Below are 16294 nucleotides of genomic sequence, written 5' to 3' on the forward strand. Positions count from 1 at the left end.
GCGCTAACATTCAACTTGTTTTTTAAATTTTTCAGCAGCTGGTTTAAGCAATTATTCCCATTCAATCGTTGACGGCGGCTTACTCGTCACGTCATAGACGACGCGGTTAATGTGATCAACTTCGTCCACGATTCTAGTTGACACCTTTTGTAAAACTTCCCACGGAATCCGGGCAAAATCGGCGGTCATCCCGTCAATCGAAGTTACCGCCCGGATGCCAATCGTGTAATCGTAAGTCCGGCCATCGCCCATCACGCCAACAGACCTAATGCCTGGCAAAACCGTAAAGTATTGCCAAATCTTTTCTTCTAGGCCTGCCTTTTTAATTTCATCACGCAGAATTGCGTCACTTTCGCGCACCAGTGCCAGTTTATCTTCAGTAACCTCACCTAAGACCCGGATACCCAGGCCTGGGCCCGGAAATGGCTGCCGCCAAACTAGATCATGCGGAATCCCCAGCTTTTCACCAAGCTCGCGCACCTCATCCTTGAATAATTTGCGCAGTGGTTCAATCAGCTTGAAGTGCATGTCCTTAGGCAGGCCGCCAACATTGTGGTGTGACTTAATCGTTTGCGCGGTATTCGTCCCGCTCTCAATCACATCGGTATAGAGCGTCCCCTGCGCCAAAAAATCAACATCCTTAATCTTTTTGGCTTCATCACTAAATACTTCAATAAATTCCTTGCCGATAATCTTTCGTTTTTGCTCGGGATCAGTGACGCCCTTGAGCTTAGATAAAAAACGTTCCTGAGCGTTAACCCGGATAATATTGACGCCCAGATCGCGGCTAAGAGCGGCCATTACCTCATCACCCTCATTTTTACGCAGCATTCCGTGGTCAACAAAAATCGCGGTCAGCTGATTGCCAATTGCTTTATGAAGCAGAGTAGCTGTCACACTTGAATCGACGCCACCGGATAAGCCAAGAATCACCTTTTTATTTCCGACTTCGGCCCGGATAGCCGCAATCTGCAAATCAATAAAATCATTCATCGACCAATTATTGTTTGCCTTGCAGACCTTAAAAGCAAAATTATGCAAAATATCCAAGCCGTACTGGGTATTGCGCACCTCGGCATGAAACTGAATCCCGTAAAAATTATCAGCATCGTTGGCAATCGCGGAAATCGGACAATTTTTACTTGAAGCAACCACCTTAAAATTCTTCGGTGCAGAAGTAACGAGGTCACCGTGACTCATCCAAACGTATTCATCTTCGGGCAAGCCACTGAACAGCACATCCTGCCGGTCTTCCACCTTGATATCGGCACGGCCATATTCGGAATTGGCAGCCTTCTCAACTTTTCCGCCCAAGTAATAGGACATCAGCTGCATCCCATAACAGATGCCTAAGATGGGAATCCCCAGCTTAAAAATTGCGGGATCAACTTTGAGCGCATTTTCATCATAAATACTGTTCGGTCCACCGGAAAAAATAATTCCTTTCGGTTTGATTTCTTTGATTTTTTCCATACTGATATCATGCGGCAGCAATTCGGAATAAATCCCAAAATCCCGCAGCCGCCGTGTGATTAATTGATTGTACTGACTGCCAAAATCCAGCACAATAATTTCATCAAAGTCCTTCATCTTTTTTTCAGCCACTTGAGCACCCCTTACTAAATTCACTTGCTTAAATCAATTCAACTTTACTAAGAATTAGCTTGCAGGTCAAATGATTTTTATTTAAGATTATAATTTTTACGAATTATCTTTTGTATAAAAAGATAATAATTCGGTTTTATTTGCTAATGTCTTGCCAAGGCCGCTAGTTTTTGCTAAAGTTTAACCAACAATCAAATATTATCTATATATTGACGCAATAAGGGCGGCAGTTTCTACTTAGAACCGTAAATTCTGAACTATAGGTACTTGCAAGTTGCAGCTGTTTTCTGCTGTCAAAAAGGGCTTCTTTTACCTAATTCAGGTGAAAAAGCCCTTTTTTATTCAAGGAGGAGCAAATTGAAATTATTAGAAGATCGCATTCGAAAAGACGGCGTTGTATTGCCGGGAGAAGTGCTAAAAATCAATTCATTCTTAAACCATCAAGTTGATTCTGACTTAATGATGGCAATCGGCAAAGAATTTGCCCGTCTGTTTCAAGACAGCAATGTTACCAAAGTTTTAACCTGTGAGGCATCGGGAATTGCTCCCGGCATCATGGCAGCTTATGAGCTGCATGTGCCCATGGTTTTTGCCCGGAAAAAGAAACCATCGACCCTGAATGATTCCTTATACACGGCCAATGTTTTTTCATACACGAAAAAAGTCACTAACAAAATCTGTGTGGAACAGAAATTTCTGCACGCAAATGACAACTTGCTGATTGTCGACGACTTCCTAGCTCACGGCGAGGCGATCAAGGGCATGATCAATATTGCCAACCAGGCTGGCTGCCAGATTGCCGGCGTTGGGGTTGTCGTTGCTAAAACTTTTCAGGGCGGCAGCGACTGGGTCAAAAGCCACGGTTACCGCTTGGAAGCCTTGGCTGACATAACTAGTTTTGCAGATGATCAGGTGCACTTTGCTGGAGAAGAAACAAAAATTTAATCCTAACTAGCATTAAGACAAAAATACTTCACTCAATTAAGAATGAAGTACTTTCCACATATTATTCAGCTTGTTCTTCTTTTAATAAGTTTTGCTCATAAACTTTCATAAACGGATAATACAGAATGGCATCTAAAAGAATTAAAGCCAAAACTAGTACAGTAGCTCGCCAATCCATTGTTGAAAGAAATGCTCCGATTGGGGCAGGCATTTGCCAAGAGAACAGTGCAAAAGTCTTTTTGACTATTCCTAAGGACATACACAGATAGCTGATAGTCGCATTAGCCACCGACGTAAAGATAAACGGAATAAAGAAAATAGGATTAAGCATGAGCGGCGTTCCAAAAATCATTGGTTCAGAAATTCCAAAGAATGCTGGTACTAATCCTACTCTACCGACTGTCTTCAATTGCTTTGATTTAGAAAAAGACATTAAAATCGCTAAAGACAAAACCGAACCACAGCCACCGATAATTACGAAGTAAACCCAGAATGGCGTTGTGAAAATTCGTGGTAATTCATGACCAGCCAATTTAGCAGCGGCATTTATTGATAAATTACCATCTCTAATTGGTCCCAAAATACCAGCAAGAGCAGCATCATGAACACCAAAGAACCAAAATAGATGTACAAGAATCGTTAGTAAGATGGTGATTGGTAAACTATCAGCCACCTTGAAACTAGGTGAAAGAAGACTATACATCGCCTTAACAGCAGTAGTATGGTTGAGATGGAAAATAATGAAAAAGGCAGCATCTATTCCCATAATAACCAATGCAGGCACAAAAGAAGCAAAACTTTCAGATAAAGCAGAAGGAACTCCTTCAGGCATTTTAATTCTGCCAAAATCGTGTTTACGCATAGCATGATATGCTTCGGTGGTCAAAATAGAAATTAACAAGGCCATTATGATTCCACGGCCATCCCAATAACTTATATCAGCAACATTGCCAGTAAAATCCAACTTCTTAGGGTCAAAAACCAGCATAAAAAAGCCGACCAATGAAAACATAATGGGAGAAAGCGGATTTTCTTTATAGTGTTTGCAAAGAAAATAGGTTATGCCAACACAAATAAAAATCGACATCGCACTCATCGATACAGTACTAAGCCAAGTTAAGGCCAAAGCATTTTGTTTAGCAAAACTAGCCCAAGCCAATAAGAAGCCATTACTATTTTTAGTCACTGGCGGTGCTGCACCTAGAATCACAAATATTGAACCAAAAAGGGTGATTGGCAAAATTGTCATAAATGTATCACGAATAGCTGCCAAATGACGCTGATTAGCTAACTTATTGGCAAAAGGCGTAATATGTTTATTCATCCAATCCATCATTGTATTAGATTTCATATTTTCTCCTTAATAATAAATATTTTAATTATGAACTTAACAATATTTTTTTCGTTTAATTACTTTTCCATTTGAAGTGATAACATCTTTGTACCAATAGTATGAAGCTTTGGGACGTCTTTCCTGAGTTTTGAAATCAACAGCCACTAACCCGTAACGTTTCTCCACACCATTCATCCACGAATAAAGATCAAACGGAGCCCACGTAAAGTAGCCACGAATATCTGCACCAAGATCTTGCGCATTCATCAAAGCGTTAATATGATCATTCATAAAAGAAATGCGGTAGTTATCTTGTACTTCTGGAACCTGAACATTTTCACGGAAGCCAACACCATTTTCAGTAATAAAAATTGGCAAATGGTATTTATGGTAAGCACGCAGCAAGCCCTCTTGCAATCCTTGAGGATAAATTTCTGTATCCCATTCAGTGTACTCACTATTAGGATCCATGACCTGCTCAAACCAATTCTTTATTCGCATCTGCGTAGAACCTTTTTTACCAGTATTGTTAAAAACCATCTTTGTCTCGCCACCGCTGTACGGTTTGACTAAGGTGCGTGCATAATAATTTAAGCCTAAAAAATCAACTGTATTATTTTTAATTGTCGCTAGCTTATCAGGTTTCATAAAAGAAACATCGCAGGTTTCGGCTAATTTAGAAATTAAATCTATCGGAAATTCGCCTAACGCAGCAGTATCTAAAACCCAATTATTAGCATAATTATCAGCATTGCGCATCGCTATTTGTGTTTCAATCGTGTTGTCAACTCCATCAACTGGAGAGTAGCTATGAACAATCCCAATTTGCCCTGAAAGTTTTAACTTTTTAAAAGCCTGTACTGCTAAACTGCTGGCATACATAACGTTAAAGCCACATTCAATCGTATGCTGCAAATTATGATCATTTGGAGGATAATTTCCAATTAAATAGCCGTTAACTGTGAACCATTTTGGTTCATTAAACGTTGACCAGTATTTAACTCGATCACCAAATGCCTGGAAACAAACTTGGGCATAATGTTCATATGCCAAACAAGTTTCATCATTAAGCCAGCCTCCTAATTCCTGCCAATATTGAGGCAAGTCCCAGTGATACAGCGTGACAAATGGCGTAATTCCATGATCTAAGCAACAATCAATTAATCGATTGTAAAACTCAATTCCTTTGGGATTAATAGTTCCATCACGATCTTTAATGATTCGCGGCCACGATAATGAAAAACGGTATGCATTCTGACCCCCTTCTTGCATCATTCGAATATCTTCTTCAAAACGGTGGTAATGATCACTGGCAATATCACCATTTTCCAAATTCTGTTCATGCAAATAGTGATCCCACATAGATTCTGCTTTGCCATCTACGTTCCATGCACCTTCACATTGGTACGAAGCAGTCGCACCACCCCACAAAAAATCAGTTTGCATCTTTTCCTCCAAACAATAAGAGTCTCTTTCATCAACTATTGTAATAAAAGAGACTCCCTTAATTACTGCAATAGGCAAACAATCTGATAGTTCAGAATTTAAGGCTCTGAGTAGAAACTATTGCCCCTATTGCAATACTATATTTAATATTATTAAGCGTATTCATTATAGCATTAATGATTTTTACATGTCAAAACAAATTTTATTGCTGCATATCGTTTAGAAGCCAGCTTTGCTAAAAATCAAAAGAAACTTTCTATTTTCGTTGCCAGCAATATCTTATTTTTTATACAATATAACGTATATGAAAGCAGAAAGGACGTTTTAAATGAAACAAACAGAATGTACAACAATTTTAGTAGGAAAAAACGCCTCACTTGACGGTTCAACAATGATCGCCAGGAGTGAGGACGGCGGTAGAGAAATTATTCCTGAGGGATTTAAAGCTGTCAACGCCAATGAACAGCCAAAGCATTACGAGAGTGTGATCAGTCACCAAAAAATTGATGATGCCGACCTATTGGCAAATCCGCTGCGCTATACCAGTGCTCCTGACGTTTCGGGTAAATCCGGAATTTGGGCTGCAGCCGGAATTAACGAAGATAATGTGGCGATGACGGCAACGGAAACCATCACAACAAATTGCCGCATTCAGGGAATCGATCCGTTGACCAAGAAAGGCGGCCTCGGTGAAGAAGACCTTGTTACCTTAACACTGCCATACCTGCACAATGCGCTTGATGGCGTTAAGCGTGTCAGCTACCTTCTTGAAAAATACGGCACCTATGAAATGAACGGCATGGCTTTTGCCGATAAAAATGAAATTTGGTATCTTGAATCAATCGGCGGCCACCACTGGATTGCACGCCGCATTCCCGATGATGCCTATGTGATTGCCCCGAACCGCCTTAACATTGATGAATTCCATTTTGGCAAAGACGGCTTTATGGCATCTGCCGATTTAGAAGACTTGATTAAAGAATATCATTTAAATCCTGACCGCGAAGGCTACAACATGCGCCACATTTTTGGCAGTTCAACTATCAAGGATGCCCATTACAACAATCCGCGTGCTTGGTTCGTTCACAATTACTTTGACCCTGAATTCGGCGGTCAGCCTGGCGACCAGGAGCAGCCCTTTATCTGTCACGCTAACCGTAAAATCAGCATTGAGGACATTGCCTGGATTGAAAGCTCACACTACCAAGACACCCCGTACGATGTTTACGGTAATGAAGGAACAACGGCAGAAAAAAAGGCGCTGCGTCCGATTGCCCTTAACCGTAATTTTGAAACGCATATTTTACAAGTTAGAAACGATGTTCCAGAGGCAATTGCCGGTGTACAATGGTTAGCTTTTGGACCAAATACCTTTAATTGCATGGTGCCGTTTTATACCAATGTCACGACGACGCCTGCCAGTTACCAAACCTCACCGAAGTTTGATTTGAATAAAATTTTCTGGCTCAACAAGCTGACCGCCCAATTGGGTGACACCAACTTTAAGGTATATGGCGAATTAGAAAACGATTTTGAGCAAAAATCACTCGCAGAATGCCACCAAATTCAACACGAGACAGACAAAGAGGTTAAAGGTAAATCTGGCAAGGAACTACAAAAGGCACTTGAAGCAGCCAACCAAAAGATGGCCGACCAAGTTTACAATAATACCATTGAACTCTTGGGCAATATGGTTGATGAAGGCCACAATCTTATGACTCTTAAATATGATTTACTTGATTAATATTTGAAGTTTGAAAATAAATTTAAAATGCAGCAGAGCGACTAACTTTGCTGCATTTTTGCTATTCAAAATAAATTACTGTTTTTCCCCTTACAATGCCTGATTAACACAGAAGCCTCAAGCTGCCTGCCATATTGCTCTGCATACTCTTTTAATTCCGGATCATCTTTGGTTAGTTCATCAAGCATTTTTTCAGTTTCACTCTTCATTTTTGTTCTCTCCTAAAATGTCTTGCCTCTAATCATTCACACAAAAGCCCGAAACTTTTACATTTCAAGCTCTCTTAAAACAATTTTACGCTTCTTCCGCGTCTTTAATCGTCACATCAGCGCCAAGCTGACGTAATTTTTCCTGCACCCGGTCATAACCGCGCAAGATATTTCCGGCATTATTGATCACGGTCGTGCCGTCAGCCATCAGTCCGCTAATCATCAAACAGGCTCCAGCTCTGATCTCACCCGCCGATACAACCGCACCATGAAGTTTTGGTGTTGGATGAACCAAAATAATATTATCCTCAACCTTGATATCCGCACCCATCTTTTGTAGTTCGGCAATGTGCCCGATCCGTTTGGGATAAATTTGATCAATCACCACTCCTTCACCATTCTTCGCAGTCAGCAACAGCGGCGTAAGCGGCTGCTGCAAGTCCGTAGCAAAACCCGGATAGGCACCGGTCTTAACCTGCACCATTTTTAGTTCACCGGCAGGGTAAACATAAAGCGAATCCTCTTCTGCCTTAATGACAACGCCCATTTCTTCTACCTTAGCTAAATATGAATCAAGATGTTCTTCAATAATATTGTGAATACGGATACCGTTACCAATGCACCCGGCTAAGGAAATATAGGTGCCAGCCTCAATGCGATCGGGAATAATTGTGTGCGGCGCCTGCGCCCGCAGCTGTGGCACTCCCTCGATCCTGATTGAATCAGTCCCGGCACCACGAATTACGGCCCCCATATTGTTCAAAAAAGTTGCTAAATCAATTATCTCCGGCTCTTTAGCTGCATTAGCAATCGTTGTCTGTCCCTGGGCCGTTACACTTGCCATAATAATATTCATGGTTGCACCAACAGACGGCATCTTAAGGTGAATATCTGCACCATGTAAGCCATCCGCCGGAGCAGTAATAATTATTTGATCATTTTCGTTTTTTACACTTGCACCTAAAGCCTCAAACCCTTTAATATGCTGATCAATGGGACGCGGTCCGATATCGTCACCACCGGGAAAACCGACCACAGCCTTGCCAAACCGTCCAAGCAGCGCACCCATAAAGTAATAAGACGCACGCAAACTCTTTATCTTGCCACTGGGCAAGGGACGCATCTTAATGTGTACCGGATTGATGCGTAAAGTCATTTCGTGAAAATCACTTTCAACATCCATTTCGGCCAAAAGATCCATTAAGTTATCTACGTCTGCAATTCTTGGAACACCTTCCAAGGTTACCGGCGTTCTTGACAAAATTGATGCTGGGATAAGCGCAACCGTTGAGTTTTTGGCGCCGCCGATCCAAACATCGCCCTGCAGGGGCTTTCCACCATGAATTATCATTTGCTTCATCTGGGGAAAAATCCTTTTCTATTTACTGTTTAACCATAATAATGGTAAAGGAAATTTATGGAAAAAACAAGGAAAGAACTAAGTCTTTCCTTCTTTAAAAAACTGTTTTTTATCCGATTAAATCACTTAAAATTTATCTTCCGGCAAGCCGCTTGCAGCGCCGATGAAGGCCTTGTAAAGGCCTTCCGGTCTTTGCGGTCTGCTTAAGAATTCTGGGTGATACTGGGCAGCAATGAAGAATTTATTCTTTGGCAGCTCAATAATTTCTACTAAGTGGTTATCCGGAGAAACACCGGAAATCGTCATGCCGGCTTTTTCAAAAGCTTCACGGTATTCGTTATTAAATTCATAACGGTGACGATGACGCTCCTGGATTACTTCCTGGTTGTCATAAGCAGCCGCCGTCTTGGTGCCCTTCTTTAGGGTAGCTGGATAGAGGCCCAGCCGCAAGGTTCCGCCGATATTTTCTTCATCACGTTTATCGGCCATAATGTCGATCACATTGTGCTTGGTGTTAGGATCAGCCTCGGTCGTATTCGCATCCTTCAGTCCCAAAACGTTGCGGGCAAATTCGATGCTTGTCAGCTGCATCCCCAAACAAACACCCAAAAATGGAATATCATTTTCACGGGCATACTTAATCGCGGTAATCATGCCCTCATAACCCCGATTACCAAAACCTCCGGGCACGATCAAACCGTCTGCAACCTTCATGTAATCAGCGATATTGTCCTCAGTCACATCTTCGGCCTGTACTTTATTAACCTCAATCTTGGTGTTATAAAGATAGCCCGCATGTTGCAATGCATCCGTCACCGAAATATAAGCATCTTCAAGTTCAACATATTTCCCAACCAAAGTAATCTTAGTGGTGTGCTTCAAGTTCTTTGCCCGTTCATCAAGCCGCTTCCATTCTGCCATATCGGCTTCTTTTTTCGGGCTGTCAAGATGCAGGAAATCACAGACCTTTTGGTCCATGCCCTGTTCTTGGAAAGCCAACGGCAGGTCAAAGAGTGACGGCACATTGATTGATTCAATAATCCGGTCAACCGGAACATCCGTGAAGGTGGAAATCTTATCCTTGTGTTCCTGATCAACTGGCTTCTCGGCACGCAGCACCAGCATGTTGGGCTGAATTCCAATATTACGCAGTTCAGCAACGGAATGCTGGGTTGGTTTGGTTTTCATTTCCTGGGCAGCGTGCAAATATGGCACTAAGGTACAGTGGATATACATCACATTTTCTTCACCAACTTCACGCCGCATCTGCCGAATTGCTTCCATAAAAGGAGTTGACTCAATGTCACCAACGGTCCCGCCAATTTCGGAAATGACTACATCTGAATCGGTGGTCAGGCCGGCACGCATAATCTTCTGCTTGATCATATCAGTAATATGCGGAATCACTTGCACAGTTGCACCATGATAATCACCGCGGCGTTCCTTTTCCAATACTTCCTTATAGATCTTACCGGTAGTCACATTTGAATACTTACTGGTACGCACATCAACAATCCGTTCATAGTGGCCCAGGTCAAGGTCGGCCTCTGTTCCGTCATCAGTAACATAAACCTCACCATGCTGGTAGGGATTCATTGTACCGGGATCAATATTAATGTACGGATCAAACTTCTGCATTGTAACCTTTAAGCCGCGGTTTTTAAGCAGACGCCCCAAACTTGAAGCCGTAATGCCTTTACCAAGGGACGATACAACACCACCGGTAACAAAGATGTATTTTGTCATTTGCCAAACTCCTTTTTGCTTTTAAGTAATAACCAATAAAAAAAGCTCCCACTAACGGGAGCATAAACGCACTTAGGGTGCCCAAATAAAATATTATCTATTTTTGACCAGTAAGTCAAGCAGATTTATTCATCTTCTTCGTCTTCGTCATCATCATCTAACTGCGTCAACTGACCCTGAATGCTGTCAGGCAGATCTTCATCTTCTTCGTCGGCATCATCAAAGTCTGCTTCATCATCGGTGAAGTCATCAGTATCAGCTGCCGCTTCATCTAGATCTTCATCTTCTGGGTCATCATTATCGTAATCAATGATGTCATCGCTGCCGGTAGCATCGGCAAGAAAGGCATTAACTTTTTGGTGGTGCTTACGGGTGTCCTGATCGTCCTCATCTTCTGGGTGGTTGACCTCTTCGTCAACCGACTCATACGGAAACCACGACCGCAAAGCCCAAATATTTTCACCCATGGAAATAAACTCACCGTTGGTGTTCATATCAGTGTAAAACTGCGGCAAACGTTCCCGAATTTCTTCGTCACTTTCATTTAGGTATTTTTGCACGGCGTTAACAATGTCGGCAAATGCCATTCTCTTATTGTTATCTTCCAAAATTGCCCGTGCAACCTCAATCATCGACAATTCATTGCGATTTTTATCTTTAAAGTCGTTTAATCCCACGATGTATGTCCTCTCTTTTTACAGTCCCTACTATTTTACTAAGCGTTTAAGTAAAAATCAATGTCACTGCGTAGTTACCTATTAAGTATAGCCCACTAAAGAGGTCATATTCAATCCGCAGTTCCTGTGATCCATCCTGCTTTGCCAAAAATTCAAGCAAGTTAGTGCTGCTGACCAGATCCATCTGCCGTCCTTCCATAAGATAGCGACAGGCCTCTTTTTCACCCGGAACAAATTTGAGTAAGGAATAGTTATTCTGGTTCACGCCGCGCCTGATAATCAGCTCGTTATCTTTCAGCAGCATTTTCACCGGGATTGTGCCGTCTTCCAGGTAGGAGATTCTCCTCACCCCGTTTGTGACAACCATCTCGCCCGCAGCCTGCTTATTAAAAGTTTCGGTTTCTTCTTCCTGCTTGATTATACTCGTAAAATCAATTTTTATTTTGCTCATTTACTAAAAATACCACTTACTTAACCATTTCACCAACTTATTTGCTATAATTCATTTAGTCAAGACTATTTTAATATATATTCACGGAAAAATTAACAGACAAGCTTGAGGAAATTTTTATGGCAAGATTTCAAAGTAAGAAATTAACAAACGAAATTGTGCTGCGCGATCCGGTTCACGAATACATTCATATCGATGACCAGGTTGTTTTAGATGTTTTATCCAGCAAAGAATTCCAGCGGATGCGTCGCATCAAGCAGCTGGGCCCGATCAGCTATGTTTTTCCCGGCGCCACGCACACCCGCTTTGAACATAACTTGGGCGTTTACGAATTAACTAGGCGCATTTGCAATATTTTTGCGGAAAAGTATCCTACGCAAAATCCAGGCGACGGGCTTTGGGACGACAACAACCGGCTCTTAGTTGAATGTGCCGGATTGCTGCATGATATCGGCCATGGACCCTATTCCCACACCTTTGAGCACCTATTTGGCACCAATCACGAAAAAATTGGGCAAAAAATCATTACCGATCCTAACACAGAAATTAACCAGGCATTAAAGCAGGTCGCACCTAATTTTCCCGAGCTGGTGGCCAGCGTCATTGCCAAGACTTATCCCAATCCCCAAGTGGTCAAGATGATCTCCAGCCAGGCGGATGCCGACCGGATGGATTATTTAGAAAGGGATGCCTATTTTACCGGCGTTACTTATGGCAAGTTTGACCTTTCACGCATTTTACGCGAAATCAGGCCGTACAGCGATGGCATCTGCTTTACCAACAGCGGGATGCACGCGGTTGAGGATTACATCGTCTCCCGTTACCAGATGTACCAGCAAGTATACTTCCACCGCGTCGGTCGTTCAATGGAAATTATCCTGCACCACCTGCTTGAACGGGCAAAAATTGTATACCGGCGCGGCATTTTGCAGGTAACTCCCAGTCTAGCCAAGTTTCTGGAAGGAAACTGGACCTTGAGCGACTATCTTAAACTGGATGACGGCGTGATGGAAACCAACTTTTCCATGTGGACCAATTCGGCGGATCCGATTTTAGCAGATTTAGCCGCGCGCTACCTCTACCGCAAGCCGCTTGCCAGTGTCAAAATTGATGAGGAAACCAAGAACCTGCTGCCAAAACTGAAGGATTTGATCAAGCAGGCCGGTTTCAACCCGACTTATTACACCGACACCAACTCAGCTTTCGATGAACCGTATGATGCTTATAAACCAAGCGGTAAAAATGCCAACAGTCAAATTGAAATCATGCAGGATGACGGCAACTTAATCGAACTGTCACAGCTTAGCCCGTTGGTCCGTGCGCTGAACGGAACACTTCAGGGAGACGAGCGGTTCTTCTTCCCGAAAATCATGATGTCCAACAGCAGCGAACCGCAAATTTTTGATCCCTTATACCAGCAATTTCAAAAATACGTTAAAAATGGTGCACTGCGGTATTTAAGAAGGCCAAAGAAAAAAGAGTGAGTCTCAAACGGCTATGGAAAATTCAGTTCTATAGCCGCAAACTAAAAATCAAGAAAAAGCAGCAGATTTACACTAAAAAGCGAATTTCCTAAACTTATTTCTTATTCTTCACCAAATGAATTTCGCGGTCAAATAGGTCTTTCATCTCCGCGTTGAAACTATGGGCAATAAACAGCACGGTGGCGTCGCTCTTAGTCACTTGCCGCAGGATTTCCATCGTTGCCCTTTGGTCAATTGCACTTGTCCCCTCATCAATCAAAATGATTTCACTTTGGTGCACTAAGGCGCGCACTAAAACAATCTTCTGCCTTTGGCCACCCGAAATATTCAGCTTGTTCAAATTAATTTCTTCGTCAAGGCCAGCACTAAACTTGGCAACATCGTCAGCAAACTGGACTTTTTCCACTAGCGGCGCCAAATTTTGTTTCAGTTTAGCATTGAACATCGTCATATTGTCGGCAATCGTTGCCGGAAACAGTACTGGTTGTTGCGGAATATAGCCGATTTTACTCAAATCAGGCTTAATCCCTTGCCCAGCTTCATCTTTGAAAATCACTTTGCCCGTCGCCGGTTTAATTTCGCCTAGTAGCAGTTTGAACAGGGTAGTTTTACCGGCGCCCGAATCGCCAGTTAGTAAAATCTTTTCGCCCTTCTTTACGTCAATATCTGGAAAAACTAGGCTCTCACCATTGGGAAACTTTAAACTTAAATCAGATGTTGCCAGAGCAACCGGTGTTTCAACATTTTTCATTTCAGTTTTGGCAACCGGACTAGCAGAAACGGTAATCTTATCCCTTAAGGTCTTGACACCTTTGATTTGCCCGTAAGCCCCAATAATTTGCTGAATTGAACTAGAAAGATAATACTGGCAGTTCCCCACCGCAATGAAAACACCGAACTGAACTTGATTGTGTGTAATCAGCCAACCTGCTAATACGAAAAGTAAAAAACTAAAAATTCCAGAAACAGTTCCAGTAATTACCCGCAGAATTTGCCTGACACCAATCTGCTTAACATTAGCATCCTCTAACTTTTTAGAACTGGTCTGCATTACTTTAAAAAGCTTGCCGCCAGCTAAATAACGCCTAATCTCAGCTAAGCCTGACAGCCATTTTTCCAAGCTATCCAGATAAAACTTATTGGCCTCCGAAAGATGAATCGTGGCCGTTTGCAACTGTTTTTCAAGCAGCTTAGGCAAGATTAATGAAACAACTGACATTAAAATTACGGTCACTAGCAATAACCAATGAAAGCTGACTAGCAAAATAAAAACGGAAACGAAGAAACTAATCCCCATGATTACATTTAGCCAAGCAGCAAAATAATCTTCATTTGCCTGCACTAAGTCGTTAGTTAAACGGTTTTGCACCTGAGCTACCTTGTGGTCAGCGCCATCATAGAAATAATGCTGGTTAATGCCGCGGCGTAAAGTCACGTTATATTCTTCTTCTTGTTTAGCGCTTAACGACGTTACCCAGCCTTGAACAAGGTAATTTGCTAAAAATAGGATGGCACTAACTGCTGCCAGCCAAAAGGCTAAAGCAGGCTGCCATTTTTTGACAGCCGTGGTCATTAAGGCGGTTAGCCAAGTTACGCCAATCGCTGCTGCAGGTACAAAAACGGCACCACAAAACAGCAAAATGAAACGTACTGGATTCTCTTTAAAAAAGCCCTTAATCGTCATTTTCTGTTCCCTTCCTTCCCTGTAAATGAATTTGATAATCAAACTGCTGCACTAATTCCGAACTAAAGTTATGTGCAATTAAGAGCAGCGTCTGTTGGGACTGCAGTAATTCATGAATGATTTTACTAGTCGTCTTACTATCAATTGCACTCGTTGCCTCATCTAATAACACCATCTGCGTTTCATGGATTTTTGCTCTCGCTAAAACAACTTTTTGCTTCTGGCCACCCGACAAATTATCTTGGTCTAAATCAACCTGCGTTTCTATGCCTGCGGGAAAAGCAGCCAGGTCTGGTGTCAGCTGCATTTGCTCTGCAACTGCTGGTACTTTGGCCTGCAATTTATCCGCAAACATCGTAATATTATTGGCAATGTTGGCAGGAAATAAATTGCTGTCTTGAGCAATATAGCCAACTTGTGCTTCTTTAGGACTCACCTTTTGCCCCTGATTGGTCAGATAGACAACCTGCCCTTGCTTAGGTTCAAGCTCACCTAATAAAACTTTAAACAGCGTTGATTTACCGCTGCCCGAATCCCCAGTGAGCAGCACTTTATCACCTGGTTTAATCGTAAAATCAGGATAATTAATTTTCTCGCCGTTTTGATACTGCACAACTAGATCGTTAACTTCAACACTATTAACGGGTTGCGCCGCTGACAGACGAATATTCTGCCGCAGCTGGTAAGTCTGCTTGCGTAATTCGGCGGTAGAATTGATCATCGTTACGGCGTCAATAATCTGCCACAATCCATTAAAAATACTAGACCCAAAGCTAGCAGCTACCATCCAGCTACCAAGATCAATTTGGTGATTGAAAAATAAAATCAAGGCAAAAACACTTAAACCAACTTGCCCTAGCACATTGCCTAAACCATTTAGGCCAATAGCGACACCGCGCAAATTTTGCTTTTTGATATTGGCCTGCGCTAATTTTTGACTGCTACGGTCTAGCTCTTTGTTCATCCTAGGAAAAGCCTGGTAACGCCGAAGTTCGTTTAAGCCGCTAACCCAATGCTCAATCGTGTCTAAAAAGCGGGAATTTTGTTCAGAAGCGTTAGCTGTTGCCTTCGCCAACGGCTTTTCCATGATTTTGGGTAATAAAAAGATGATGATGGTTATCACTGCTGTCGCTAAAATCAGGCTCCAATGTAAAGAAAGCAGAACCCCGATTGACATGGCAACTACCAGCACATTTTCAAAAATGGCGAGCCAAGGCTGAGCATAAGTATCTGCTAAGATTTTCATGTTATTGCCCAGTTCGTTTTCCATTTCTGAAAGTTTACTTTTGCCGCTGCCATAATAATGGTGCATCAACTGATCACGCACCTGGTGCAAATAAGCTTGAACCTGCTTGTTCGAACTATAAGCAGCAAGTGAAAAAAGAATTACACTTAAAATTCCCGCGGCTGCTTCAATCATCATCCAGAATAGGAAACTGCGAAAATTTGCCACTTTGAGACTATTTGTGGCAAATTTCAGCATATACTCCGATATGGTACCCGCGCACGAATAAATGATGTAAACAATCATAATGAACAAAGCTCGCGGTAAATTACTTTTAATTATTTCTTTAACGTTCATTTCTCTCTCCTTCTAAATAAATATTTTA

The 16294-nt window shown here is 42.2% G+C and carries 13 protein-coding genes and 2 riboswitches; of the genes, 3 read left to right on the top strand and 10 right to left on the bottom strand.

The features are described 5' to 3' along the window. Window positions 1–51: 51 nt before the first annotated feature. Window positions 52–1590: a glutamine-hydrolyzing GMP synthase gene (gene guaA / locus PT285_RS08850; RefSeq protein WP_277150672.1), complete on the bottom strand. Its 1539-nt coding sequence runs from the start codon at window positions 1588–1590 to the stop codon at window positions 52–54. A 197-nt stretch (window positions 1591–1787) separates the two neighbouring features. Then, window positions 1788–1885, top strand: a riboswitch (purine riboswitch). Between the two features lie 77 nt (window positions 1886–1962). Here guaA and PT285_RS08855 point away from each other — a divergent pair. Then, window positions 1963–2550 carry a xanthine phosphoribosyltransferase gene (locus PT285_RS08855; RefSeq protein WP_277149774.1) on the top strand — a complete coding sequence of 196 codons (588 nt, stop codon included), beginning with the start codon at window positions 1963–1965 and terminating at the stop codon, window positions 2548–2550. Window positions 2551–2611: 61 nt separating this feature from the next. Here the strand turns inward: PT285_RS08855 and PT285_RS08860 are convergent, their stop codons facing one another. Then, complete coding sequence (locus PT285_RS08860) at window positions 2612–3901, bottom strand: PTS sugar transporter subunit IIC (protein WP_277149776.1); 1290 nt, start codon at window positions 3899–3901, stop codon at window positions 2612–2614. A 36-nt stretch (window positions 3902–3937) separates the two neighbouring features. Continuing rightward, window positions 3938–5329: a glycoside hydrolase family 1 protein gene (locus tag PT285_RS08865; RefSeq protein ID WP_277149778.1), complete on the bottom strand. Its 1392-nt coding sequence runs from the start codon at window positions 5327–5329 to the stop codon at window positions 3938–3940. Between the two features lie 67 nt (window positions 5330–5396). Continuing rightward, a riboswitch (purine riboswitch) is annotated at window positions 5397–5494 on the bottom strand. Window positions 5495–5657: 163 nt separating this feature from the next. Here PT285_RS08865 and PT285_RS08870 point away from each other — a divergent pair. Further along, on the top strand, window positions 5658–7073 hold the full coding sequence (locus PT285_RS08870; protein WP_277149781.1) for a C69 family dipeptidase: 1416 nt from the start codon (window positions 5658–5660) through the stop codon (window positions 7071–7073). A gap of 65 nt (window positions 7074–7138) precedes the next feature. Here PT285_RS08870 and PT285_RS08875 read toward each other — a convergent pair whose 3' ends face one another. The 5 genes from PT285_RS08875 to PT285_RS08895 form a co-directional block, all read right to left on the bottom strand. Then, window positions 7139–7282 (bottom strand): hypothetical protein, encoded by a 144-nt coding sequence (locus PT285_RS08875; RefSeq protein ID WP_277149783.1) that lies wholly within the window; start codon window positions 7280–7282, stop codon window positions 7139–7141. Window positions 7283–7367: 85 nt separating this feature from the next. Next, window positions 7368–8642, bottom strand: a complete 1275-nt coding sequence (locus PT285_RS08880; protein WP_277149784.1) for a UDP-N-acetylglucosamine 1-carboxyvinyltransferase — start codon at window positions 8640–8642, stop codon at window positions 7368–7370. Window positions 8643–8768: 126 nt separating this feature from the next. Continuing rightward, window positions 8769–10388 (bottom strand): CTP synthase, encoded by a 1620-nt coding sequence (locus PT285_RS08885; protein WP_277149786.1) that lies wholly within the window; start codon window positions 10386–10388, stop codon window positions 8769–8771. Between the two features lie 125 nt (window positions 10389–10513). Beyond that, window positions 10514–11065, bottom strand: coding sequence for a DNA-directed RNA polymerase subunit delta (rpoE, locus tag PT285_RS08890; RefSeq protein WP_277149788.1), 552 nt, complete (start codon window positions 11063–11065; stop codon window positions 10514–10516). A 46-nt stretch (window positions 11066–11111) separates the two neighbouring features. Next, window positions 11112–11516 carry a DUF1934 domain-containing protein gene (locus tag PT285_RS08895; protein WP_277149791.1) on the bottom strand — a complete coding sequence of 135 codons (405 nt, stop codon included), beginning with the start codon at window positions 11514–11516 and terminating at the stop codon, window positions 11112–11114. Window positions 11517–11635: 119 nt separating this feature from the next. Between PT285_RS08895 and PT285_RS08900 the strand changes: the two genes are divergently transcribed. Continuing rightward, complete coding sequence (locus PT285_RS08900; protein ID WP_277149794.1) at window positions 11636–13000, top strand: HD domain-containing protein; 1365 nt, start codon at window positions 11636–11638, stop codon at window positions 12998–13000. Between the two features lie 94 nt (window positions 13001–13094). Here the strand turns inward: PT285_RS08900 and PT285_RS08905 are convergent, their stop codons facing one another. Next, window positions 13095–14684: an ABC transporter ATP-binding protein gene (locus tag PT285_RS08905; protein WP_277149796.1), complete on the bottom strand. Its 1590-nt coding sequence runs from the start codon at window positions 14682–14684 to the stop codon at window positions 13095–13097. Next, entirely contained in the window at window positions 14674–16266 is a 1593-nt protein-coding gene (locus tag PT285_RS08910) for an ABC transporter ATP-binding protein (RefSeq protein ID WP_277149798.1), read from the bottom strand. The genes PT285_RS08905 and PT285_RS08910 overlap by 11 nt, the downstream gene beginning before the upstream one ends. Window positions 16267–16294 lie beyond the last annotated feature (28 nt).

This window comes from Lactobacillus sp. ESL0791 (assembly GCF_029433255.1).
Taxonomy (GTDB): Bacteria; Bacillota; Bacilli; order Lactobacillales; family Lactobacillaceae; genus Lactobacillus.